General features: G+C 65.7%; 19 protein-coding genes. 11 read left to right on the forward strand and 8 right to left on the reverse strand.

Annotation, left to right across the window (positions count from 1 at the left end):
• Positions 1-20: 20 nt before the first annotated feature.
• From GL284_RS07640 to GL284_RS07665, 6 genes are read right to left on the reverse strand one after another with little or no spacing between them, the layout of a single operon-like run.
• The gene (locus GL284_RS07640; protein WP_155044014.1) at positions 21-1,229 is read right to left on the reverse strand and encodes an NAD(P)/FAD-dependent oxidoreductase; all 1,209 of its coding nucleotides are present in this window, start codon (positions 1,227-1,229) and stop codon (positions 21-23) included.
• Positions 1,229-2,044, reverse strand: a complete 816-nt coding sequence (locus GL284_RS07645; protein WP_155044015.1) for an NAD-dependent epimerase/dehydratase family protein — start codon at positions 2,042-2,044, stop codon at positions 1,229-1,231. Before GL284_RS07645 ends, GL284_RS07640 begins: the two co-directional genes overlap by 1 nt.
• Complete coding sequence (locus GL284_RS07650; protein WP_155044016.1) at positions 2,041-3,258, reverse strand: pyridoxal phosphate-dependent aminotransferase; 1,218 nt, start codon at positions 3,256-3,258, stop codon at positions 2,041-2,043. Before GL284_RS07650 ends, GL284_RS07645 begins: the two co-directional genes overlap by 4 nt.
• Positions 3,255-4,877, reverse strand: a complete 1,623-nt coding sequence (locus GL284_RS07655) for a hydantoinase B/oxoprolinase family protein (RefSeq protein ID WP_155044017.1) — start codon at positions 4,875-4,877, stop codon at positions 3,255-3,257. Before GL284_RS07655 ends, GL284_RS07650 begins: the two co-directional genes overlap by 4 nt.
• Complete coding sequence (locus tag GL284_RS07660; protein ID WP_155044018.1) at positions 4,874-6,970, reverse strand: hydantoinase/oxoprolinase family protein; 2,097 nt, start codon at positions 6,968-6,970, stop codon at positions 4,874-4,876. The genes GL284_RS07655 and GL284_RS07660 overlap by 4 nt, the downstream gene beginning before the upstream one ends.
• The gene (locus tag GL284_RS07665) at positions 6,967-8,631 is read right to left on the reverse strand and encodes a thiamine pyrophosphate-binding protein (protein ID WP_155044019.1); all 1,665 of its coding nucleotides are present in this window, start codon (positions 8,629-8,631) and stop codon (positions 6,967-6,969) included. Before GL284_RS07665 ends, GL284_RS07660 begins: the two co-directional genes overlap by 4 nt.
• 323 nt (positions 8,632-8,954) lie before the next feature.
• On the opposite strand from GL284_RS07665, the gene otnK reads away from it, so the two are divergent.
• The 8 genes from otnK (at position 8,955) to GL284_RS07705 (ending at position 17,334) form a co-directional block, all read left to right on the forward strand.
• On the forward strand, positions 8,955-10,232 hold the full coding sequence (otnK, locus tag GL284_RS07670) for a 3-oxo-tetronate kinase (RefSeq protein WP_279639263.1): 1,278 nt from the start codon (positions 8,955-8,957) through the stop codon (positions 10,230-10,232).
• Positions 10,232-11,014: a 2-oxo-tetronate isomerase gene (gene otnI / locus GL284_RS07675; protein WP_155044020.1), complete on the forward strand. Its 783-nt coding sequence runs from the start codon at positions 10,232-10,234 to the stop codon at positions 11,012-11,014. The genes otnK and otnI overlap by 1 nt, the downstream gene beginning before the upstream one ends.
• Positions 11,011-11,796 carry a DeoR family transcriptional regulator gene (locus GL284_RS07680; RefSeq protein ID WP_341870323.1) on the forward strand — a complete coding sequence of 262 codons (786 nt, stop codon included), beginning with the start codon at positions 11,011-11,013 and terminating at the stop codon, positions 11,794-11,796. The genes otnI and GL284_RS07680 overlap by 4 nt, the downstream gene beginning before the upstream one ends.
• Positions 11,793-12,446: a 3-oxo-tetronate 4-phosphate decarboxylase gene (otnC, locus tag GL284_RS07685; RefSeq protein WP_230382966.1), complete on the forward strand. Its 654-nt coding sequence runs from the start codon at positions 11,793-11,795 to the stop codon at positions 12,444-12,446. The genes GL284_RS07680 and otnC overlap by 4 nt, the downstream gene beginning before the upstream one ends.
• 245 nt (positions 12,447-12,691) lie before the next feature.
• Positions 12,692-14,947, forward strand: a complete 2,256-nt coding sequence (locus GL284_RS07690) for an FdhF/YdeP family oxidoreductase (protein ID WP_155044021.1) — start codon at positions 12,692-12,694, stop codon at positions 14,945-14,947.
• Positions 14,944-15,219 (forward strand): hypothetical protein, encoded by a 276-nt coding sequence (locus tag GL284_RS07695; protein ID WP_155044022.1) that lies wholly within the window; start codon positions 14,944-14,946, stop codon positions 15,217-15,219. The genes GL284_RS07690 and GL284_RS07695 overlap by 4 nt, the downstream gene beginning before the upstream one ends.
• A gap of 165 nt (positions 15,220-15,384) precedes the next feature.
• Positions 15,385-16,797, forward strand: coding sequence for an alanine/glycine:cation symporter family protein (locus GL284_RS07700; RefSeq protein WP_155044023.1), 1,413 nt, complete (start codon positions 15,385-15,387; stop codon positions 16,795-16,797).
• Positions 16,798-16,929: 132 nt separating this feature from the next.
• Positions 16,930-17,334: a hypothetical protein gene (locus GL284_RS07705; protein ID WP_155044024.1), complete on the forward strand. Its 405-nt coding sequence runs from the start codon at positions 16,930-16,932 to the stop codon at positions 17,332-17,334.
• A 52-nt stretch (positions 17,335-17,386) separates the two neighbouring features.
• Here GL284_RS07705 and GL284_RS07710 read toward each other — a convergent pair whose 3' ends face one another.
• Complete coding sequence (locus GL284_RS07710; RefSeq protein WP_230382967.1) at positions 17,387-17,602, reverse strand: hypothetical protein; 216 nt, start codon at positions 17,600-17,602, stop codon at positions 17,387-17,389.
• 333 nt (positions 17,603-17,935) lie between these two features.
• Between GL284_RS07710 and GL284_RS07715 the strand changes: the two genes are divergently transcribed.
• Entirely contained in the window at positions 17,936-18,166 is a 231-nt protein-coding gene (locus tag GL284_RS07715; protein WP_155044026.1) for a hypothetical protein, read from the forward strand.
• A gap of 93 nt (positions 18,167-18,259) precedes the next feature.
• Here the strand turns inward: GL284_RS07715 and GL284_RS07720 are convergent, their stop codons facing one another.
• Positions 18,260-19,543, reverse strand: a complete 1,284-nt coding sequence (locus tag GL284_RS07720) for a lytic murein transglycosylase (protein WP_155044027.1) — start codon at positions 19,541-19,543, stop codon at positions 18,260-18,262.
• 194 nt (positions 19,544-19,737) lie between these two features.
• Here GL284_RS07720 and GL284_RS07725 point away from each other — a divergent pair, with 194 nt between their 5' ends.
• Both GL284_RS07725 and GL284_RS07730 read left to right on the forward strand, forming a co-directional pair.
• Positions 19,738-21,465 (forward strand): sigma-54-dependent Fis family transcriptional regulator, encoded by a 1,728-nt coding sequence (locus GL284_RS07725; RefSeq protein ID WP_230382968.1) that lies wholly within the window; start codon positions 19,738-19,740, stop codon positions 21,463-21,465.
• A 139-nt stretch (positions 21,466-21,604) separates the two neighbouring features.
• Positions 21,605-23,404: an NAD(P)/FAD-dependent oxidoreductase gene (locus GL284_RS07730; RefSeq protein WP_155044029.1), complete on the forward strand. Its 1,800-nt coding sequence runs from the start codon at positions 21,605-21,607 to the stop codon at positions 23,402-23,404.
• Positions 23,405-23,414 lie beyond the last annotated feature (10 nt).

The following is a 23,414-nucleotide window of genomic DNA, read 5'->3' on the forward strand; positions in this document are numbered from 1 at the left end:
GGCGCCGCCGCCCCTTCCGTTCAGATCACCGCCTTTTCAAGGAAGGGCCGGTTCTGCACAATGCGTTCATAGCCGACCTCGGACAGGTCAAGCGTGCGGAACTGACCATAGATGATCAGCTCGGACACAGCCCGCCCGGCCGCCGGGCCTTGCTGCAAGCCATGCCCCGAATAGCCGTTTGCGTAAACAAAATTTGTCACTTCGGGATGGCGGCCGACGATCAGGTTGTGATCCAGCGTATTGAAGTCGTAATGCCCGGCCCATTGGTTGACAACCTTGATCGCCTCGAACGCCTCGGAGCGTTCGGCCAGCGCGGGCCAGATGATCTCCTCGAATTCCTCATAGCGCGGCTCGAAGTCGTCCCAGTCGGCGGCGGGATCTTCGACGGGCGGGCAGCCGGTCAGAAAGAAGCGGCCCTCGGGGCGGCAGAAAACGCCCGTGGGGTCGATCATCAGCGGCAAGCGGCCCTGATTGACCTGCGCGCTGCCTTCGGGGGTCTTTGCGCAGTCAAAGACGAACAGCGTGCGCTTGCGCGGCTCGACCGGAACATCCAGCCCGGCCATGCGCGCGGTCAGCGCGGCCCGCGGCCCCGAGGCGTTGACAACCGTGCCCGCCTGAATGACCGCGCCCGATTTCAGCGTGACGCTGGTCACCTGCGCGCCGTCGCGCCCGATGGCCACCACCTCATCGGTGACATATTCCGCACCCTGCGCACGGGCCTTTGCCTTGAAACCATACATCAGGCCGGTATTGTTGAACCAGCCTTCGCCCGACTGGCCATAGGACGCGATGCGGATATCGTCGGTGCGCAGATGCGGGAAGGCCCGCGCCAGTTCGTCCTGATCCCACAGCACGACATCCGCCCCGCAGGCGCGCTGCACCGCGTGGTTTTCGCGCAGGGTCTGTTCGCCCTCGGCGGTATTGGCCAGAAACAGATAGCCGCCGGGATGAAAGTTCAGATCCGGCCTGTCTTCGCCCGCGACCTGCATGACATCCGCAAAGTTGCGAATGAATTCCGAGCCATACTGGCTGATCTTAACGTTGATCGGGTTGGAAAACTGCGTCCTGATCGACGAGGATGACAGCGAGGTCGAGGCCTTCACATAGCTGGGGTCGCGCTCGACCACCAGCACCGAGCCGTTGAAATCCGGGTTCGCGGTCAGGAAATAGGCGACGGCCGAGCCGATCACCGCACCGCCGACGATCACCACGTCATAGCTGTCCTGCATCACTTCGCCTCATCATCGGGATGGCCCAGATCCACAAACCAGCCGCCCAGATGCTGAACAGCGGGTGCCTTGGGATCAAGCGCGGGGGTTTTGCCTTCGACGCCGGCGCGGAACGGCTCGGTCGTGTCTTGCGGATAATAGCCCAGATGCCCGGCCAGCCCGTTATCGACCGGCTTGACCTTGTTGTCCGACATGCCAAACGACAGGCTGAAGCCCACCATCGGCGCGCTCAGCGCCGCCGTGACCAGACGCACACAATCGTCAAAGCTCAGCCATGACCACAGCATCCGCCGGTCCGCAGGCTCGGGAAAGGACGAAAAGATGCGCAGTGCGACGCTTTCGATGCCGAACTTGTCCCAGTAAAGCCGCCCCAGATCCTCGACGAAGCATTTCGACAGGCCATACAGGCTGTCGGGCCGGTGCGGAGCGTTGGTGTCGATGTGATCTTCCAGCCGGTGATAGCCGATGGCATGGACCGAGGAAGCATAGACCACGCGCTTGACCCCATGTTTCCGCGCCGCCTCATAGATGTGATAGCTGCCGCGGATATTGGCGTTCAGGATCTCATCCCATGGGCGTTCCAGTGGCGCGCCGCCGAAATGCACGATGACATCGACGCCTTCAACGGCGGCCATCACCGCAGCCTCGTCCCCCAGATCGAAGGTCACGGCTTCTTCATGGGCCTGCAGATTCTGGATCGGCGCCATATCGGCCAGCCGCAGCTTGCGCGCCAGCGGCGCAAGGCCCAGGCGCAATTCGCTGCCCAGCCGACCGGCCGCGCCGGTGATCAGGATGGTGTCGTAAATCTGGGTCATGCGGCTTCTCCGGCGTCTAGGGCGGCCACGGCCTTGGCGATACGGGCGCAGGCTTCGGTCAGGATCTCGTCCGAGGTCGCGGTCGAGATGCGGAAGAACGGCGACAGCCCATAGGCCGCGCCGGGAACCGAGGAGACATGCGCCTCGGCCAGAAGATAGGCTGCGACCGCCGTGTCATCGCGCAGCACATCGCCCTTGGGCGTGCGTTTCCCGATCAGACCGGCGCAGCCAATATAGGCATAGAACGCGCCTTCGGGCGCAGGCAGCGTCAGGCCGGGGATCTTGTCGATGGCCGAGACCACCAGATCGCGGCGGCGCTGGAATGCCGCGCGAAAGGTCGCGATGCAATCCTGCGGGCCGGTCAGCGCGGCCAGAGCCGCCGCCTGCATGGGCGCTGCGACCGAGGTGACGGACTGGCTTTGCACCGTGGTCATCGCCTTGATCAGCGGCGCGGGACCGGCCGCGTAACCGATCCGCCAGCCGGTCATCGCATAGGCTTTCGCCACGCCGTTGACGATCAGCGTGCGGTCTTTCATCTGCGGGCAGGCCGCGCCGAAACTGACAAAGCTGCGACCGTCAAAGATGATATGCTCATAGATCTCGTCCGACAGCACAAGGATCTGCGGATGGCGCGCCAGCACGGCGGCCAGCGCCGCCAGTTCGTCCGGGCTATAGACCGCGCCGGACGGGTTGCCCGGCATGTTCAGAAACAGCCATTTGCTGCGCGGGGTGATCGCCGCCTCAAGGATCTGCGGCGTCAGGCGGAACCCGGCTTCGGCAGGGCATGTGGCAATGACCGGCACGCCCCCCAGCAGCTTCACCATCTCGGGGTAGCTGACGAAATAGGGCGCGGGCAGGATGACCTCATCGCCGTCATTCAGCGTGGCCATCAGTGCGTTGAAGATGATCTGCTTGGCGCCGTTCGCCACGACGATATCGTCCGGGCCATAGTCCAGACCGTTTTCGCGGCGGAACTTGTCGGCCACGGCCTGCCGCAGCGCGGGTGTGCCTGCCGAGGCGGTATACAGCGTCTCGCCACGCAGCGCGGCCTGATGCGCGGCTTCGGCCACATGGGCGGGGGTGGGGAAATCAGGCTCTCCCAGCCCAAGGTCGATCACATCGATCCCGGTCGCGCGCAGCGCCTTGGCGGCTTGCGACGCCGCCATCGAGGCCGAGGGCTTGACCGCCGACAGGCGGGTTGCGGCATAGCTCATTTGCGGGGTTCCGTCACATAGCTTTTGGAAAGATCATTGGCGCGGTCCTCGGGCGTGCGGGCCGCCGGATCGCCATAGCCACCGCCACCCGGCAGATGCAGCATCAGCCGCCGCCCGGCCGGCACATGCTGCCAGCCCTTGGGCTTCAGCAATGTGCCGTCGTCCAGCGCCACGATCCCAGCCGCGCCCGCGCCGCCCCCGTCGCGGCCCTTGGCGGCATGGCCCACGCGGTCGAACATCGCCGAAAAGTCGAATTCATGGCCCGGCATCGGCTCGATCTCGATCAACTGGCCAAGACCGCCGCGATATTGCCCGTCGCCGCCGCTGTCCGGGCGCAGTTCCTTGCGCCAGACCACGATGGGGCCGGTCTGTTCGGTCGCCTCGATCGGCATGGTCATCACGCCCGAGGGGAAAGCCGTAGCGTTCAGCCCGTCCAGCGTCGGCCGCGCGCCCATGCCGCCCGAGTTGAACATCAGGATTTCCGCACGCCGCCCGTCCTGACCCGCAACCGGGCGGGCCGAGATATGGATGTTCCACAAGGCCGCAGCCCCTTCGGCCAGCACCTGACCGGGCAGCGCCTGCGCCAAGGCGCCCAGCACCAGATCGGGCACCATATGGCCGATGACATGGCGCACGGAAACCGGCGCGGGACGTTCGGCATTCAGGATATTGACCGGCGAGGAAATCGTGAACGCCTCAAGCGAGGCCCAGTTGTTGGGAATATCCGGCGCGACCACGCATTTCAGCGCATAGCAGGCATAGGCCTTGGTATAGATGATCGGCACGTTGATGCCGTGCCTGCTCATCGGGTCGGTGCCGGTGAAATCGACATTGATCGCATCCGCGCCGATCTGGACGGTGGCGGCCAGCTTGACGGGGCTGTCATAGCCATCGGTCAGCAGCGTGTTCGACCATGCGCCTTTCGGCAATGCGGCGATACGCTCCAGCGTGGCCGTGCGGGTGCGCGAAAAGATGAACTCACCCAGGCCGTCCAGATCGGGCAGCCCGATTTCGTCCATCATCGCGATCAGGCGGCGGTGGCCCACATCGTTGCACGCCGCCAGCGAGAAGAAATCGCCGACCACCTGATTGGCCTCGCGCACATTGCTGCGCAGGATCCTGATCAGATCGCGGTTCACCTGCCCGCGCTCGGCGAATTTCATGATCGGGATCTGGATGCCTTCCTCATAGACCGATTTGCCATCGGCGCCGAAACCGCGCCCGCCCACATCGACCACATGCGCGGTGCAGGCGAAAAACCCGACCAGCTCGTCGCCCTTGAAGGACGGCGACACCATGGTGATGTCATGCAGATGCCCCGTGCCCTTCCACGGATCGTTGGTGACATAGGTGTCGCCCGGAAACATCTCGGCGCGCGGGATCTCGGCCATGAAATGCAGCACGGCCTCGGCCATGGTGTTGACATGGCCCGGCGTGCCGGTGACGGCCTGCGCCAGCATCCGGCCCTGCGGGTCGAACACGCCCGCCGACAGGTCGCCCGCCTCGCGCACCGAGGTCGAAAACGCGGTGCGCAGCAGCGTCATCGCCTGTTCCTCGACCACCGAGATCAGGCGGTTCCACATGACCTGCATGCGGATTTCAAAGGTCGCATCGGTCATTGCACGGTCTCCTTGCGGATCAGAAGCAGGCTGCCATCGGCCTGCATCACCACGTCGAAGGGCGAGGTGACGACGGTCGAGGTTTCGCGTTCGACGATGATCGCCGGGCCGGGGACGCGGGTGCCTGTGGACAGGCTGGCGCGCTCGACGATGGCGGTGGTCAGCATCTTGCCTTGCGCCGGGTCGAAGACCGGGCGATGCGTGTCAGGTGCGGTGGTCGCGGTGCCAAGGGTCAGCGCCACGCGCTCGGGCGCGGGCCGCCCGTCCTGCGCCTTGACCGAGAAGGTGACGACCTCAATCTCCAGCCCGTCCAGCCCGTCGATGGCGCGACCGAAAAAGCGGGCGTAATTCTCGCGGAAACTGTCGCGCAGCAGGGCGATGTCATCGCTGACAAAGGCACGGTCGGGCAGCATGACGGGGATTTCCCAGCCCTGACCGACATAGCGCATATAGGCGGTGATCTCGCGCAGGATCGTGCCGCTGGTTCCCGCGCGCACGAAGCCTTCGGCCGTGGTCTTCAACCCGTCCAGCAGCGCATTCACCTCGGCCGGATCAAAGCCCGACAGCCGGATCACGCGCGAGGCCAGCGCCTCATAACCAAAGGGCGCGCGCAGAAAGCCGATGGCCGACCCGACCCCCGCACCCGGCGGCACAAGGCAGCGGTCGATGCCCAGCTTTTCGCACAGCCGCGCGGCATGCAGCGGCGCCGCGCCACCAAAGGCGATCATCATATTGTCCGAGATGCTTTTGCCATTCTCGACCGCATGGACGCGGGCGGCATTGGCCATGTTCTCATCCACCACCTCGACGATGCCGAAGGCCGCAGGTTCCGCAGAGATGCGCAGCTTCGCGCCCACGTCGCGGTCGATGGCGGCCTTGGCATTCGGCACCGACAGCTTGATCGCGCCGCCCGCGAAATTGTCGGGATCCAGCTTGCCCAGCACCAGATCGGCATCGGTGATCGCCGGGCGGTCGCCGCCGCGCTGATAGCAGGCGGGCCCCGGTTCCGACGCCGCGGATTCCGGTCCGGTCTGGATCCGGCCCATGGCATCGACCCAGGCGATGGATCCGCCGCCTGCCCCGATCTCGATCATCTCGATCACCGGGATCGAGATCGGCATCCCGGACCCCTTGGCAAAGCGATAGGTGCGGGCCACCTCGAAGGTGCGGGCGGTTTTCGGGGCGAAATCCTCGATCAGGCAGATCTTGGCGGTGGTGCCGCCCATGTCATAGCTGACCACCTTGTCCAGCCCGAACCGCTCGGCCACATCCGCCGCGAAGATCGCGCCGCCCGCCGGGCCGGATTCCACCAGCCGCACGGGAAATTGTGACGCGGTTTCGACCGAGATCAGCCCGCCGCCGGAATGGATCATGAAGACCGGGCAATCCGCGCCCATCTCTTTCAGCCGGACCTGCAGGCGGCCCAGATAGTCCTCCATCTGCGGACGGACATAGGCATTGGCGCAGACGGTGTTGAAGCGCTCGAACTCGCGCATCTGCGGCGACACTTCGGACGAAATCGAGATCGGCAGCTTCACCCGCGCGGCGATGATCTCGCGGGCGCGTTCTTCATGCGCGGGGTTCATGTAGGAATGGATGAAGCCGATGGCCACCGCGCCGAAACCGCCCTGGGCGATGCGGTCGGCAATGGCCTCAAGCGCCGCCTCGTCCAGCGGTTGCAGTTCCTGACCCTGTGCGCCGATGCGTCCCGCGACGGTAAAGCGATCCTCGCGCGGGATCAGCGGCGCAGGCAGACGCAGGTTCAGGTCATATTGCTCGAAGCGGTTTTCGGTCCGCATCTCGATCACGTCGCGAAAGCCTTCGGTCGTCACCAGCGCCGTGCGCACGCCCCGGCGTTCGATCAGCGCATTCGTCGCCAGCGTGGTGCCATGGATCACGATATCCAGCGCCGAGACGCCGATCCCGGCCTCGGCCGTGACGACGGCGATGCCGTCAAGAATGGCCTGTTCGGGCGCGGCATAATTGGTCAGAACCTTGGTTGAATACATGCGACCGTGGCATTCCAGCGCAATGTCGGTGAACGTGCCGCCGATATCGGCCCCCAGCCGGATCCTTTGCGAAGCGGCGTTCATGCGGTGTCCTTCGTCTTCATCGCGGCATCGCGCATCTGGCTGAGCGTCTGGCGCGGGGTCAGCGCCTCGGCAGAGATGTTCAGGTCCAGCACCGCCCCGCTGCGCGAGGCACGGGCGCGGGCAAAGGCTGCGGGGAAATCCTCGGTCTTTTCAACGCGCTCGGCGTGATAGCCATAGGCCTGCGCAAGCTGCACGAAATCGGGGTTCTGCATCGTCGTGCCGCTGACCCGACCGGGATAGTGGCGTTCCTGATGCGCGCGGATCGTGCCATAGATGCCATTGTTCAGGATCAGGACGATCGGCTGGGCACCCGCCTGCATGGCCGTGCCAAGTTCCTGACAGGTCATCTGGAAATCGCCATCGCCCGCAAAGCAGACCACGGTGCGCGCGGGATCCGCGACCTTGGCCGCGATGGCCGCGGGCAGGCCGTATCCCATCGCCCCCGATTGCGGCGCCAGCAGCCGCGCCTTGGAACCGAACTTGTAGAACTTGTTTGGCCAGACCGTGAAATTGCCCGCGCCATTGGTCAGGATCGCGTCTTCGGGCAGCACCTCGCGCAGATGCGCCGTGACCAGCCCCATATCGACGGGCGAGGGCTGCGGCGGCAGATCGAAGCCCGCCTCCCACGCGGCGCGGGCCTTGGCGCGCCAGTCCGACCAGCCGCCCGTGACCGGACGCAGCGCGGCGGCAAAGGCATTCGGCCCGGCCTGAATGCCCAGTTCCGGCTGATAGACCTTGCCGATCTCGCGGTCCGAGGCGTGGACATGGATCAGCTTCTGCTTGGGCACAGGCACGTCCAGCAGCGTATAGCCATCGGTCGTCATCTCGCCGAAACGCACGTTGATCGCCAGGATCACGTCGGCATCGGCCATCAGGGCCCGGACATGCGGCGGCATGCCCACGCCCGCCTCACCGGCAAAGACCGGCGAGAAATTGTCGAACTGGTCCTGATAGCGGAAGGCCGCGATCACCGGAATGTCCGAGGCTTCGGCAAAGCCCTGCAAGGCCACCTTGCCGGCATCGGTCCAGTTGATGCCGCCCAGCAGGATCAGCGGGCGGCTTGCGCCGGTCAGGATCTGCAGCGCCTCGGCCATGGCATCGGGCGTGGGCGCGGGCTCGGCCACCCGCGCGGGGCGGGTCAGGGGGGCCACATCGGTCAGCGTGGTCAGCATGTCTTCGGGCAGGGCCACGACGACCGGACCGGGCCGGCCGGTCGTGGCGGTGGTCCACGCGCGGGCAAGGATTTCGGGGATGCGGTCGACGCTGTCGATCTCGACCGCCCATTTCGCCATGGTGCCGAAGACCGCGCGATAGTCGATTTCCTGAAATGCCTCGCGGCCCTTCATGTCGGTGCCGACCTGACCGACAAAGATGATCATCGGGGCCGAATCCTGCATCGCCGTATGCACCCCGATCGAGGCATTGGTCACGCCCGGTCCGCGCGTGACAAAGCAGATGCCCGGCTGACCCGTCAGCTTGCCCCATGCCGCCGCCATGAAGGCCGCGCCGCCTTCGTTGCGGCACAGCACGAAATCAAGCGAGCCTTCGGTATCATGCAAGGCGTCCAGAACCGCCAGATAGCTTTCGCCCGGCACACCGAAACCCTTGCTGGCCCCCAGTGCCACAAGGCTTTCCACAAGCAGCTTACCGCCGTTGCCCATCTGATTTTCCCTCTCTGCCGGCCATTCGCCGCCTGCATTGGATACGTTCCGCGCTTTATCCTGCGATGCCGGGGGCGGCGGAAAAACCAATTTCAACCGCCCATCGACAAATTATTCTTGTCTGTCGTGGCGGAATACGCGGCGGGAAATGCCACTGCGGGCGCGGTCTTGGTGCCCGCAACACCCCTGCCTTGCCGGGGCGAGCTGCGTGGCAGCGTGCAGATTTGTTATATTTTGTGAATTTCTGATTGTCTGGCTGGCCGGTTTGCCACAGATATATTCGACGGACGCATCTGCCCGTCCTTGAACCAGAGGTAAAGATCTTGACCCTGAAGCTTGGCGTGATCGCGGATGATTTCACAGGCGCGACCGACATCGCCGGGTTTCTGGTGATGAACGGCCTGACCACGGTGCAGTTGAACGGCGTGCCCGGCGGGACGGAAAAGGTCTCGGCCGACGCGGTGGTCATCAGCCTGAAATCCCGGTCCTGCCTCGCCGCGCAAGCGGTCAAGGACAGTCTTGCGTCGCTGGACTGGCTGCGGGCGCAGGATTGCGGGCAGGTGTTTTTCAAATATTGCTCGACCTTCGACAGCACGGCGCAGGGCAATATCGGCCCGGTGACTGATGCGCTGATGGCGGCGCTGGACACGGATTTCACGGTGATCTGCCCGGCTTTGCCGGTCAATGGCCGCACGATCTATCAGGGCTATCTGTTCGTGAATGGCGTGCCGCTGAACGAATCCGGGATGCGCGATCACCCGGTGACGCCGATGCGCGACGCCAATCTGATGCGGCTGATCCAGATGCAGGCGCAGGGGCGCGCCGGAAATGTCCCGGCGCAGGTGCTGGACAAGGGCGTCGATGCGGTGCGCGCCGCGCTGGCGGATCTGAAGGCGACGGGCGTGCGCTATGCCGTTCTGGACGCGCTGAGCGACGCGCATCTGGAAACCATGGGGCGGGCGGTCGCGGATATGGCGCTGGTGACCGGCGGCTCGGGTCTGGCGGATGGGATGGCGCGGGCATGGGCGGTGCCGGACCGCCGCGCGGCAGCCGAGGCCAAGGGCCAACCTGGCAAGGGACGCGCGGTGGTGCTGTCGGGATCCTGTTCCCAGATGACCAACGCGCAGGTCGCGGCTTACAAGGCCAAGGCCCCCGCGCTGCGCGTGGCCGTCGACCGGGCGATTTCGGACCCAGACTATCCGACCGAGCTGGCCGATTGGGTGATGGCCCAGCCGGTTGGCCTTGCGCCGATGCTGTATGCGACCGCAGATCCGGCCCGGTTGAAAGCCGCGCAGGACCGCTTTGGTGCCGCGCGCGCCAGCGCAGCAATCGAGCAGCTGTTCGGCGCCGTGGCCGCGCTGCTGGAGGCGGCGGGCTTTGACCAGTTCATCGTCGCGGGCGGCGAGACATCGGGCATCGTCACGCAATCCTTGGGCATCACGGGCTTTCATATCGGCCCGCAGATCGCCCCCGGCGTGCCATGGGTGCGCGCCACATCGAAGCCGGTCTCGCTGGCGCTGAAATCCGGCAATTTCGGCAGCGAGCGCTTCTTTTTCGATGCCCAGTCGCTAAGCCCAACCGCTGACAAGGACATGACCTGATGCCGCGCTTTGCCGCCAACCTGTCGATGATGTTCACCGAATACGCCTTTCTGGACCGCTTCAAGGCGGCGGCGGATGCGGGCTTTCGCGCGGTGGAGTACCTGTTCCCCTATGACCACCCGGCATTCGAGGTCGCAGATCGCCTGCACGCCGCAGGGCTTGAACAGGCGCTGTTCAACATGCCGCCGGGCAACTGGGCTGCGGGGGAACGCGGTCTTGCCGCCCTGCCCGGCCGTCAGGATGAATTCCGCGCCAATGTCGCCGTGGCGCTGGATTATGCCCGCGCGCTTGGCTGCCCCCGGCTGCACGCCATGGCCGGGATCACGGCGGGGCTGGACCGCGCCACGGCGGAAGCGACCTATATCGACAATATCCGCTTTGCCGCCGATCTGCTGGCCGATGCCGGCATCACCGTCCTGCTGGAGCCGATCAACAGCCGCAACATGCCCGGCTATTTCATCGCGCATCAGCATCAGGCGCTGGACCTGATCGACCGCATCGACCGCCCGAACGTGCTGGTGCAGCTGGACCTGTATCACGCGCAGATCATGGATGGCGACCTGACCACGCTGATCCACGCCATGCAGGGGCGCTTTGGGCATGTGCAGATCGCCTCGGTGCCCGACCGGCACGAACCCGATGAGGGCGAGCTGAACTATCCCCATCTTTACGCCGTGCTGGACCGGCTGGGCTATGACGGCTGGATCGGCTGCGAATACAACCCGCGCGGCCAGACCACGGCGGGTCTGGGCTGGTTCGCGCCCTATCGGACGCAGGCGTGATCCCGGCCGAGCGCCAGCGGCTGATCCTGACGCGGCTGCGGGACCGCGGGCTGATGGGCCTTGCCGAACTGGTCGATCTGCTGGGCGTGTCGCATATGACCGTGCGGCGCGACGTGCAGAAGCTGGCGCGCGAGGGGCGGCTGAACGCGGTCCCCGGCGGCATCAGCCTGCCCGCGCGCGTGCTGCTGGAACCCTCGCATGACAGCAAGGCGCAGATGGCGCGGGCGGAAAAGGCGGCCATCGGCGCGCGGGCGGCTGAACTGGTTCCGCCCGGCGCGGTGGTCTATCTGGATGCGGGCACGACCGTGTTGCAGGTGGCGCGCCATCTGACGGCGCGCGACGATCTGACGGTTGTGACCAATGACTTCGCTGTCGCCGCGCTTTTGTCGGCGCAGTCGCGCTGCCGCCTTTACCACACCGGCGGGCGGGTCGAACGCGACAACCAGTCCGGCGTGGGCCAGATCGCGGCCCGCGCGATTGCGGGCTTTCACTTCGACATCGCCTTTGTCTCGACCTCATCCTTCGGGCCGGGCGGCATCTTCACCCCCAGCGAGGCCAAGGTCATGGTCAAACGCGCCATCACCGGCGCGGCGGCCCGCAGCATCCTTGTCACCGACAGCAGCAAATACGGGCTGGTCGCGGCCTATAACGCCTGCCCGCTGGACCAGATCAGCGATCTGGTCACCGATGCGGGCCTGCCAGACAGCGCCCGCAGCGCGCTGGCCGCCAAAGGCATCGCGCTGCACATCACCGGCAACAGCACAGAAAGGCGCATCCCATGACGATGACCGAGGCCCAGACCCGCGATCTGCTGGTCGAACTGGGGGCCAGCCTGTTTCAGCGCGGCTATTGCGTCGGCAGCGCGGGCAATATCTGTGTGCGCTTGCCCGACGGCTATCTGATGACACCGACGAATTCCTCGCTGGGGCGGCTGCGCGCCGACCGCATCAGCAAGCTGGACCCGGACTGGACCCATATCGCCGGCGACGCACCGTCGAAAGAGGTGTTCATGCACCGCGCCGTGCTGACCGCCCGCCCGCAGGCGGGGGCCGTGGTGCATCTGCATTCGACCTGCGCCACGGCGATCGGCTGTCTGGCGCAGCCGGGCTGCGATCAGCCCATCGCCGCGCTGACGCCCTATTTCGTGATGCGCGTGGGCCGCCGCCTGCCGGTCATCCGATATTACCGCCCCGGCGACAGCGCAATGGAGGCCGAGATCCATGCCGCAGCCCAAGGTGCCAGCGCGATGATCCTTGCCAATCACGGGCCGGTCGTGTCGGGCAAGACGCTGACCGATACGGTCTATGCCGCCGAAGAGCTTGAGGAATCGGCCAAACTGGCGCTGATGCTGCGCGGGATGCAGGCCCGTGCGCTGAGCGCCGATCAGATCGACGATCTGCTGCAGGTCTATGGCCCGCCCGGCGCGGGGTAAAAGCCGTCGCGGCGCATTGCCTGCCGAACCGGCAGCAGGGACCGATCTGGCAAGAACCCCTGCCTGAAAACGCCACATCCCCCGCCGAAAACCACCGCTTGCCGCACTGCCGCATTGATCGTCCCCGGCAAAACTGGCAGACACACAGCGGAAGCAGCGACCCGCGCATTTCGGCAGCATCCCGACTTCCTGACATCTCCACACCCGGCCGCGCTGGCCGGTCTTTTTCGATTGGGTGACGCCGCATGGCCGACAAGGATTTCGTCGCTCCTGCCTCGAAGGCGGCAGGTGGTTGGGGGGCGCTGAAAAGCTGTGGCAAACGGCTGCTGCAAACCGGCAATCCCCTTGCGGGCGCACGCGCCATGCTGCACGCCAACCAGCCCGACGGCTTTGACTGCCCCGGCTGCGCATGGGGCGATCCGGAACACGGCTCATCCTTTGAATTCTGCGAAAACGGCGTCAAGGCCGTCGCATGGGAGGCGACGCGCAAGCGCACCACGCCCGATTTCTTCGCCGATCACACCGTCTCCGAATTGCGCGGCTGGTCGGATTACGATCTGGAGCATCAGGGCCGCCTGACCCATCCGCTGCGCTATGACCCGGCGCAGGACCGCTATCTGCCCGTCGCCTGGGACGATGCGTTTGCCCAGATCGGCGCGGCGCTGCGGGCGCTGGAAAGCCCCGATCAGGCGGAATTCTATACCTCGGGCCGGGCCAGCAACGAGGCGGCGTTTCTGTATCAGCTGTTCGTGCGACTGTATGGCACGAACAATTTCCCCGACTGCTCGAACATGTGCCACGAAGCGTCGGGCGTGGCGCTGATCGACGCGGTGGGCATCGGCAAGGGCACGGTGCTGCTTGAGGATTTTGAACAGGCCGATGCGATTTTCGTCTTTGGCCAGAACCCCGGCACCAACCATCCCCGGATGCTGGCCGATCTGCGCAAGGCGGCGGCACGCGGCGCGCGCGTGGTGGTCTTCAACCCGCTGAAGGAAAAGGGTCTGCAGCGCTTTGCCGATCCGCAAAACAAGATCGAGATGCTGCGCGGCGGCTCACAACCCACCTCGACGGATTACTTTCAGGTCCGTCTGGGCGGCGACATGGCCGCAATCCGGGGCATGTGCAAGGTGGTGCTGGCCGAAGGCGTGCTGGACCGCGATTTCATCACCCGCCATTGCCACGGCTTCGAGGATTGGCGCGCTGTGGTCGAGGCGACCTCGTGGGACCAGATCCAGACGCAATCGGGCCTGAGCCGCGCCCAGATCGAAACGGCGGCGCGCATCTACATGCAGTCGGACCGGGTCATCGCCACATGGGCGATGGGTGTGACGCAGCACCGCCATTCGGTGGCCACCATCCGCGAGATCGCGAATTTCCTGTTCCTGCGCGGCAATGTCGGGCGGCCCGGCACCGGGCTGTGCCCCGTGCGCGGCCATTCCAACGTGCAGGGCGACCGCACCATGGGGATCAACGAAAAGCCCCCCGCCCAGCTGACCGATGCCCTGGAGCGGGAACTGGGCGTCAGCCTGCCACGCCATGACGGCCATAACGTGCTGGGGGCCATCGGGGCGATGCTGGACGGCTCGGCCAGGGCCTTTATCGGGCTGGGCGGCAACTTCGCCCGCGCCACGCCCGACAGCGCGCTGATCGCGCAGGCCCTGTCCGGGCTGGGCCTGACGGTGCATGTCGCCACCAAGCTGAACCATTCGCATCTGCTGCCGGGCGCGGCCTCGTTCATTCTGCCCTGTCTGGGCCGGACCGAGATCGACAAATCCCCCGCAGGCATCCGCCAGATCGTCACGGTCGAGGATTCCATGAGCATGGTCCACGGCTCGGGTGGCATCAACCTGCCCGCCTCGGCCGAGCTGAAATCCGAAATCGGCATCATCGCCGGGATCGCCGCCGCGACCGTCGGCAGCGCGGTGGTGGATTGGCAGGCCATGGCGGATGATTACGACCTGATCCGCGACATGATCGGGCGCGTGCTGCCGGGCTTTCACGATTACAACGAACGCGTGCGCAAGCCGCGCGGCTTCTGGCTGCGCAACCCGGCGGCGCAGCGCGAATGGCGCACACCGACGGCGCGGGCGAATTTCGGCGCGGATCCCCTGCCCGAGGCGACCGAATGGCAGAAATCGCAGGGCGATGGCCGTTTCGTGCTGCAGACCTTCCGGTCGCACGATCAGTATAACACCACGATCTATGGCATGGATGACCGCTATCGCGGCGTCTATGGCGAACGCCGCGTGGTCTTCGTCAATCCCGACGACATCGCGGCCATCGGCGCGAAGGCCGGGGACCGGGTCGATATCATCGGCCCGTCGGATGACGGGATCGACCGCGTGGCGCAGGCGTTCCGGCTGGTCGCCTATGATCTGCCGCGCGGCTGCATCGCGGGCTATTATCCGGAACTGAACGTGCTGGTGCCGCTTGGTGCCTTTGGCGAGCGCAGCTTTACGCCCAATTCGAAATCCATCCCGGTCCGCCTGCACCCCCTATGACCGAGGCCGAGTTCATGGCCGAAACGCAGCGGCTGACCGCCGCCTGCCCCGGTCTCAGCCCGCTGGGCGCGGGCATCCTTGCCGCAATGACGCTGGGCATCGCGCAAGACAGCCGCAGCTTTGCCCGCATCTTCGACATCTCGCATGCGCTGGTCCTGCGCGAAGCCGCGGTGCTTGACGACGAATTCGGCCTGCTGTCAGGCCATCTGACCGGGCACAGACGGATGTTTCAGCCGACCACCCGCGCTGAGGCATTGCTGCACCGAAGCTGAGTTCTTGTCCCGCAAGGGGTGACAGGCGCAACCGGATGTTGCAACCTTGCCGAGCCGGGATCGGAACACGGCGTCCCGCCGCCCGATGCCCAAGCCTTCACTCATGGAAACGATGCTGTCCGGTATCGTCGTCACGATCACCCTGTCACCATAACGGAGCCCTGCATGAATGCCGTCATCGACTTCCTGAACCTGATTTTCTGGAACTACATCCTGATCTACGGTCTGATCGCGGTCGGGCTGTATTTCACGTTCCGGCTGGGCTTTCTGCAGTTCCGTCACTTTCCCGAGCTGTTCCGATGCGTGCTGGGTTCGGGCAAGGCCGACAAGAACGGCATCACGCCGCTGCAGGCGCTGACGGTCAGTCTGGCCTCGCGCGTGGGGACCGGCAATATCGCGGGCGTTGCCGTCGCGATCTATCTGGGCGGCGCGGGTGCGGTGTTCTGGATGTGGGTGGTGGCGCTGGTCGGCATGGCCACGGCCTATTCCGAAAGCGCGCTGGCGCAGCTTTACAAGGTGCATGGCGATGGCGGCATGTATCGCGGCGGACCGGCCTATTACATCTCGAAGGGGCTGGGGCTGCCGTGGCTGGGCGCGGTGTTTGCCGTGGCGCTGATCCTTGCTTTCGGGCTGGTCTTCAACTCGGTGCAGTCGAATTCCATCGCCGAGGCGGTCAATGGCGCGTTCGGCGTGCCGAAATGGGCCGTGGGCCTTGCCACCGCCGGGCTGACGGCGGCCATCATCTTTGGCGGCATCCCGCAGGTGGCGCGCGTGGCCGAAATCGTCGTGCCGTTCATGGCGGGCATCTATCTGCTGGCGGCGATCATCGTCATCGTGATGAACCTGACCGACGTGCCGTGGGCGCTGTGGCAGATCGTCGGTGGCGCTTTCGGCCTGACCGAGGCGGCGGGTGGGGTCGCGGGCTCGATCACGGCGGCGGCGATGAACGGCATCAAGCGCGGTCTGTTCTCGAACGAGGCGGGCATGGGCTCGGCCCCGAACATCGCCGCGGTGGCGACGCCCGACCCGCACCACCCGTCCAGCCAGGGCTTCGTGCAGGCGCTTGGCGTCTTTATCGACACGATCCTTGTCTGCACGGCGACGGCGGTGATGATCATCCTGTCGGGCGTGATGCAGCCGGGCAGCGGCATCACCGGCACGGTGCTGACGCAGAACGCGCTGGTGCATCACTTCGGCGCGGCGGGCGGCATCTTCGTGGCGGTGGCGATCTTCTTTTTCGCCTTCACCTCGATTATCGGCAACTATGCCTATGCCGAAAATGCCGTGTCCTATCTGGGCTTTGGCAACAAGACAGGCCTGACGGTCCTGCGGGTTGCGGCGGTGCTGATGGTCGTCTGGGGCGCCATCCAAAGCGTGGCCACGGTGTTCAATCTGGCCGATGCCTCGATGGGTCTGATGGCCACGATCAACCTGATTGCCATCGTGGCGCTGTCGGGCACGGTGGCGAAGCTGACGCGGGATTATCTGGCGCAGCGCAAGGCGGGCAAGATGCCGACCTTCCACCTGTCCCAGCATCCCGATCTTGCCAAAGGCGTCGATCCGCAGATCTGGCGCTGATCCCGGCCGGGACGCGCCGAACCGCCGGACCGCGCACACCGCGTGGTCCGGCCACCCCTTACGCGGTCGGGTGTTCCGCGCTAATGTGACAGGATGCGTCCCGATCCGGACGTGTGTGGGGGAGGTCACCAGATGAAGTGCAACACCATCATCGCCACCAGCGCCCTGCTTGTGACACTGGCTGCCTGCGGCACGCCGACCGAACAATGCGAGGCCCGCGTGGCATCCGAACAGCGCAATGTCCGCGCCTTGCTGGCCGAGGTCGAGGGCAATATCGCCCGGGGATATGCTTGGGAAACCCAGCCCGTGCGCGATACCGGGCTGCGCTTTTGTGCGGGCGGCTATCGCGGCGGGAATTTCGGCCTTGGGCTGTCCAGTTGTTATGGTGGCACCAATACCATGCGCGAGCGCGTGCCGATCGATCCCGTCGCCGAAACGCGCAAGCGCGATGCCCTGCAACAGCGGCTGACGGCGCTGTCGACCTTCGGGCAGTCGCAATGCGTTGCGCGCTATGGCGCCGCGACGCCACAGCGATAGCCAGCAATCCGGCCGCAGGCCCGCATGGGGCTGCGGCGCTTTCGCGAAGGCGTCAGTAGCAATTGCCGCTGGTGCAGGACAGCCCGCCCGCCACAGCGCCGATCAGCGCGCCCGTGGTCTTGGATCCGCCCACCGCATCCGCAGCAACCGCGCCCAGACCCGCGCCCCCGACGGTGCGCACCGCCGCGCTGTTCGTCGGATTGTTATAGCCGCCGCATCCGGCCAGCATCACCGTCAGCGCAACCAGCGCAATCCCTGTCCGTGTCATCCCGCTCTGCCTCATCTTCGTTTCTTGTGTCGGGCAAGACTACCCACGCGAGTGGCTGCGGTGAACCCTGCGGCCTTGCGACCGGCAAGGCTTGGCCGATCTGGCGACAAATCAGAGTTAATGCAATCTAAGCGCGAAATCGATAAAGCGCCATCACCTAACCACCTGTATTCAAACATCTGTCATGTGGGAAAAGGACAGATTGCCAAGCTTCCGGCGCTTCAATAGGTTGATTCTGTTCGGTGCGTTTCCCGCGGGTCGAGCGATTTTTGGTTATAATTGTATCTGCTCTCGCGGTGCTTCACAGCGCCTGCCCCAACCGAGGAGCTTGACATGGGACAATCCGCCGTCGACGGTCAGGATTATCTGAACAGCCCGGACATGATTGCATTGACGCTTGGTCGTGTCGTCGCACACCGTATTTCCAACAATCTGGAAGTGTCGCATTTCCACATCCGCGCACGCCTTGGCGAAATTATCGAACGCGGCTCGGACGATCTGCGCGGCGGGGTGTCGCCAGACATGGCGCGCGCGGCGATGACGCATCTGAACCAATACGCCTGATCTGCCCGCCTTGCGGGATCGCCGACGGGCAGATGCACCAGAAGCGGCAGGTGCAACCCCGCCGCTTGGCCGAAACCCCATCGTGGCCCCGCCTCAGCCCCGGCGCAACTGCTGCAACAAGGCCGCATCCGGCTGGCCGGTGACCGGCAGGCCGCGCGACTGCTGATAGGCGCGGATGGCATTCGTGGTGTTCGGCCCGACATTGCCATCGACGCCCTGCGTGTCGAAACCGCGCATGGTCAGAAGCTGCTGCATCTCTTTGCGCTGCTCGATGCGCAGGCCGGGATGGCTGGCGGGCCATGGGTTCGCAAGCCCCGGATAGCCCTTCAGCCGGTCGGCCAGATGCGCCACGGCCAGCGCATAGCTGTCGGCATTGTTATAGCGCAGGATCGCGTGAAAGTTGCGGGTGATCAGGAAGGCCGCGCCATCCGCGCCGCCGGGGATCAGCAACTCGGTCGAGGTGCCTGCGGGCGGCAGCGGGCGCTGGTTCGCCTGCCGGATGCCCATGGATTGCCATTCCGAAACCGTGCGCCGCTTGCCCTTGCCACCCAGCCCGGTGTTGAAGCCCGGCGGCAGCGTCACCTCGACGGCGGCGGGCAGGCCGCGCTGCCAGCCGGATTTCGCCAGATAATTCGCGGTCGAGGCCAGCGAGTCGCTGGGGTCGTTCGACCAGATGTCGCGCCGACCGTCGCCGGTGAAATCCACCGCATAGGCCAGATAGGTCGTCGGGATGAACTGGGTATGGCCCATGGCTCCGGCCCAGCTTCCGGTCATGTGGCCGGGGTCGATATCGCCCGATTGCAGGATCTTCAGCGCCGCGAAAAGCTGGCTGCGGAAGAAGTCGCCGCGATATCCCTCATAGCCCAAAGTGGCCAGACTTTCGATCAGCGGCAGATCGCCCCGGCGTTCGCCATAGGTCGATTCCATGCCCCAGACGGCGGTGACGACTTCCTTGTCGACGCCATAGGCCGCCTCGACGCGGGACAGCACGCCGCCATATTGCGCCAGCGCCGCGCGGCCATTCGTCTGGCGCTTTTCCGAAACGGCGTTTTCCAGATATTCCCAAAGCGCCTTCTTGAACTCGGCCTGATTTTGGCTGCGTCTGATCGCCTCGGGGTTATAGACCACGCCGCGAAAGGCGAAATCCAGCGTCTGGTCGCTGATGCCCTGCGCCCGCGCGCGGCCCTTGTATCTTTCGATCCACGCGTTCAGCCCGGCCACCTTGTCGGCGGGCGGGTTCTGGTTGCGGCCCCATTTGATTTCCTGCTGCGTCTGGGCCACACCGCCCCCGCGCGGCGCATAGCTGCCCGCGCCGCACGACCCCAGCATCAAGGCCACCACGGCCATGCTGACCGAGTTCCGGAATGTAATGCGCATCACTGCCCCCTCACGTTTTGGTGCAAGCCTAGCGTGAGTGGCGGGTGCCCGGAACCCTAGAAATCGCCCGCAGGCCCGCGCGATGCCCGGCGGCGCGGGGACTGGGCTCGGGTTTCACCCGCGCGCCCGACCAAAGTCCCCTCTGGGCCAGCGCCCGCGATATGCTAACCTCTGCCCCGGAGGAGGACGGCGGCATGAGCGATCGGCGGCACGTCGAGGAGATCGAGCGTGTTCTGGACGGCACGCAGACCGGACGGGATGGCTTCGTCTCGGCCTCGTGGCGGCGCTGTGTCGAACTTTACGGCATGGATCCGACCCGGCGCGACCCGGCCCATATCGTCACGCAGACCGAGCTGCGCGACCACCGCAAACAGGCGGAATGGCTGATCGGCGCGGCGCGTTCCAGCCTGCAAAGCCTGTTCCGGCAGGTCGCCGGGCAGAATTACGCGCTGCTGCTGACCAATGCCACGGGCGTCTGCGTGGACTTTTTCGGCGACGACCTGTTTCTGGACGAATTGAAGGCGGCGGGGCTTTATCTCGGCTCGAACTGGTCCGAGGATCTGGCCGGAACCTCGGGCGTCGGCGCCTGTCTGGTCACGCAAGAGCCGGTGACGGTGCATCAGGACGACCATTTCGGCAATGCGCATGTTGCGCTGAGTTGCACCTCGGCGCCGATTTTCGACAGTCTGGGGGGGCTGGCGGCGGTGCTGGACATTTCGCTGCTGCGCTCGCCCAGCCCCAAGCGCAGCCAGAATCTGGCGATGAGCCTTGTGACCAATGCGGCGCGGCGGGTCGAGATGGCGAACCTGATGGCCGAAAGCCGCCGCGACTGGGTGCTGCGCCTGTCCGACAGCCCCGAATTTCTGGACGTGGACCCCGAGGCTGCGGTGCGGCTGGACGACTCCGGCCGGGTGCTGGGCTATACCCGTGGCGCGCGGCGGCTGTTTTCCGACGGCGGCGCGGTGATCGGGCGGCGTATCGACGAGGTGCTGGGCCTGACCATCGACGACCTGCCCGATCTGATGCGCGACCGCCCGACCGAAGAACGCATCGTCCAGATGCGCGACGGTGGCGCGCTGTTCGGCCATGCCATCGCCCCGCAGGCGCCGCGCACCGCGCTGCGGGTCGACCGCCGGGCGGGGCCGCTGGCCGGATTGTCGGGTGGCGATCCGGCGATGACCCGGCTGCTGACGCAGGCCGCAAAGCTGGCCCGCAGCGCCGTGCCGCTGCTGATCGCGGGCGAATCCGGCACCGGCAAGACCAAGCTGGCCCATGCCATCCACATGACCGGCAGCACCAGCGGCTTTCTGGCGATGGACTGCGCCGGGCTGACCTGTGACGCGCTGCGCGCGGCCTGCGCCGATCTGCCCGGCAGCGCCACCTTGCTGCTGCGCCGGATCGAGGATCTGCCGCCCGCCACGGCTGCCGTCTTGGTCGGCGTGCTGGACGCCGGCGCCGGGCTGCGCGTGATCTCGACCACCTGCGCGGCGCCCGGTGCGCTGGATCTGCCGCGCCCGCTGTTTCACCGGCTGGCGGGTGCGGTGCTGGACCTGCCGCCGCTGCGGCAGCGCCAAGACATCGGCTGGCTGGTGGACCGCATCCTGCGCCGCCGTTCGCCGCAGGAAATGCGGCTGTCGCCCTCGGCCCGGGCCACGCTTTTGGGGCGGCACTGGCCCGGCAACCTGCGTGAACTGGAACAGGTGCTGGACGTGGCCATTGCCTTGTGCGAGGGCAGGGTGATCGACCTGCCCGACCTGCCCGCCCCGGTGGATCGCAGCACCGACCTGCCCCCGCCCGAGTCGCTGGAACAGATCATGGAAGCCTGCGGCTGGAACATGGCCCGCGCCGCGCGACGGCTGGGGGTCAACCGCTCGACCGTGCTGCGGCGGTTGCGGCAGGCGGGGTTGCAGCCGCCGGGCTGAGTTGTTGCGCGGCGTTGCGCGCGCAACACGCTGCATCGCAGCGGTCGATTTTCGGGTGCTCTTGCATAGGGAATGATGGATCGCGGCGATTGGGCACGCCGATACTCGCCTCTGAACAACGCGCAGAGGAGGAGACGCGATGCTCGATTCAACCGTGGTCAGCCGCACGCAGGCCGTGCTGGACCAGCTTAATGCCGCGCTGGAAGCCGGGGATGTGCAGGCGGCCGCCAGCCTGTTCGCCACCGACAGCTATTGGCGCGATCTGGTGGCGGTCAGCTGGAACCTGAAAACCGTCGAAGGCCCGGCGGGGGTCGCCGACATGCTGGGCCAGCAACTGGCCCAAACCCGCCCCGGAAATTTCCAGATCCAGACCGGAGAAGACCCCGCCGAGGAGGGCGGCGTCACCACCGCATGGATCACCTTTGAAACCGCCGCCGGGCGCGGCTGGGGCCTGCTGCGGCTGAAAGACGACCGCATCTGGACCCTGCTCACCGCCTTGCAAGAATTGAAAGGCCATGAGGAAAACCGCGGCACCCGCCGCCCGATGGGCGCTGAACATGGCGCCAGCAAGCACCGCAGCAGTTGGAAGGAGCGCCGCGAGACCGAGGCGGCGACGCTGGGTTACGACACCCAGCCCTATACCGTCATCATCGGCGGCGGGCAGGGCGGCATCGCGCTGGGGGCGCGGCTGCGGCAGTTGGGCGTGCCGACCATCATCCTCGACAAGCACGACCGGCCCGGCGACCAGTGGCGCAGCCGCTACAAGTCTTTGTGCCTGCACGATCCGATCTGGTATGACCACCTGCCCTATATCAAATTCCCCGACAACTGGCCGGTGTTCACGCCCAAGGACAAGGTGGGCGACTGGCTGGAGATGTATACCAAGGTCATGGAGCTGAACTACTGGACCCGCTCGACGGTGGAAAAGGCCAGTTTCGACGAAGCCAGCGGCACATGGTCGGTCGAGGTGAACCGCGACGGAGAAAAACTGACCCTGCATCCGACGCAGCTGGTGCTGGCGACCGGCATGTCAGGCAAGGCGAACATGCCGAAATTCCCCGGCATGGACAGCTTCAAAGGCACCATCCAGCATTCGTCCCAGCACAAGGGGCCGGACGAATGGACCGGGAAAAAGGTCGTGGTCATCGGCTCGAACAACTCGGCGCATGACATCTGCGCGGCGCTGTGGGAGGCGGAGGCGGATGTCACCATGGTGCAGCGGTCCTCGACCCATATCGTGCGCTCGGACAGCCTGATGGAGATCGGGCTGGGCGCGCTTTATTCGGAGCAGGCGGTGGCGAACGGGGTGACGACCGAAAAGGCCGACATGATTTTCGCCTCGCTGCCCTACAAGATCATGCATGAATTCCAGATCCCGCTTTACGACAAGATGCGGGAACGCGACGCGGATTTCTATGCCGGGCTGGAAAAGGCCGGGTTCAAGCTGGACTGGGGCGATGACGGCTCGGGGCTGTTCATGAAATACCTGCGCCGCGGCTCGGGCTATTACATCGACGTGGGCGCCAGCCAGTTGATCATCGACGGCGAAATCAAGCTGGTGCAGGGTCAGGTCGATCATTTCGAGGCCGACGCGGTGGTGCTGAAGGATGGCACCAGCCTGCCCGCCGATCTGGTGGTGCTGGCGACGGGCTTTGGCTCAATGAACGGCTGGGCCGCCGATCTGATCAGCCCCGAGGTCGCCGACAAGGTGGGCAAGGTCTGGGGTCTGGGTTCCGACACCACCAAGGATCCCGGCCCGTGGGAGGGCGAGCAGCGCAATATGTGGAAGCCCACGCAACAGCAAAACCTGTGGTTCCACGGCGGCAACCTGCACCAGTCGCGGCATTATTCGCTGTATCTGGCGCTGCAACTCAAGGCGCGGATGGAGGGGCTGGATACCCCCGTCTATGGGCTGCAAGAGGTGCATCACCTGTCCTGACGCGCCCAAG

Source organism: Paracoccus shanxieyensis, assembly GCF_009711265.1.
Taxonomy (GTDB): domain Bacteria; phylum Pseudomonadota; class Alphaproteobacteria; order Rhodobacterales; family Rhodobacteraceae; genus Paracoccus; species Paracoccus shanxieyensis.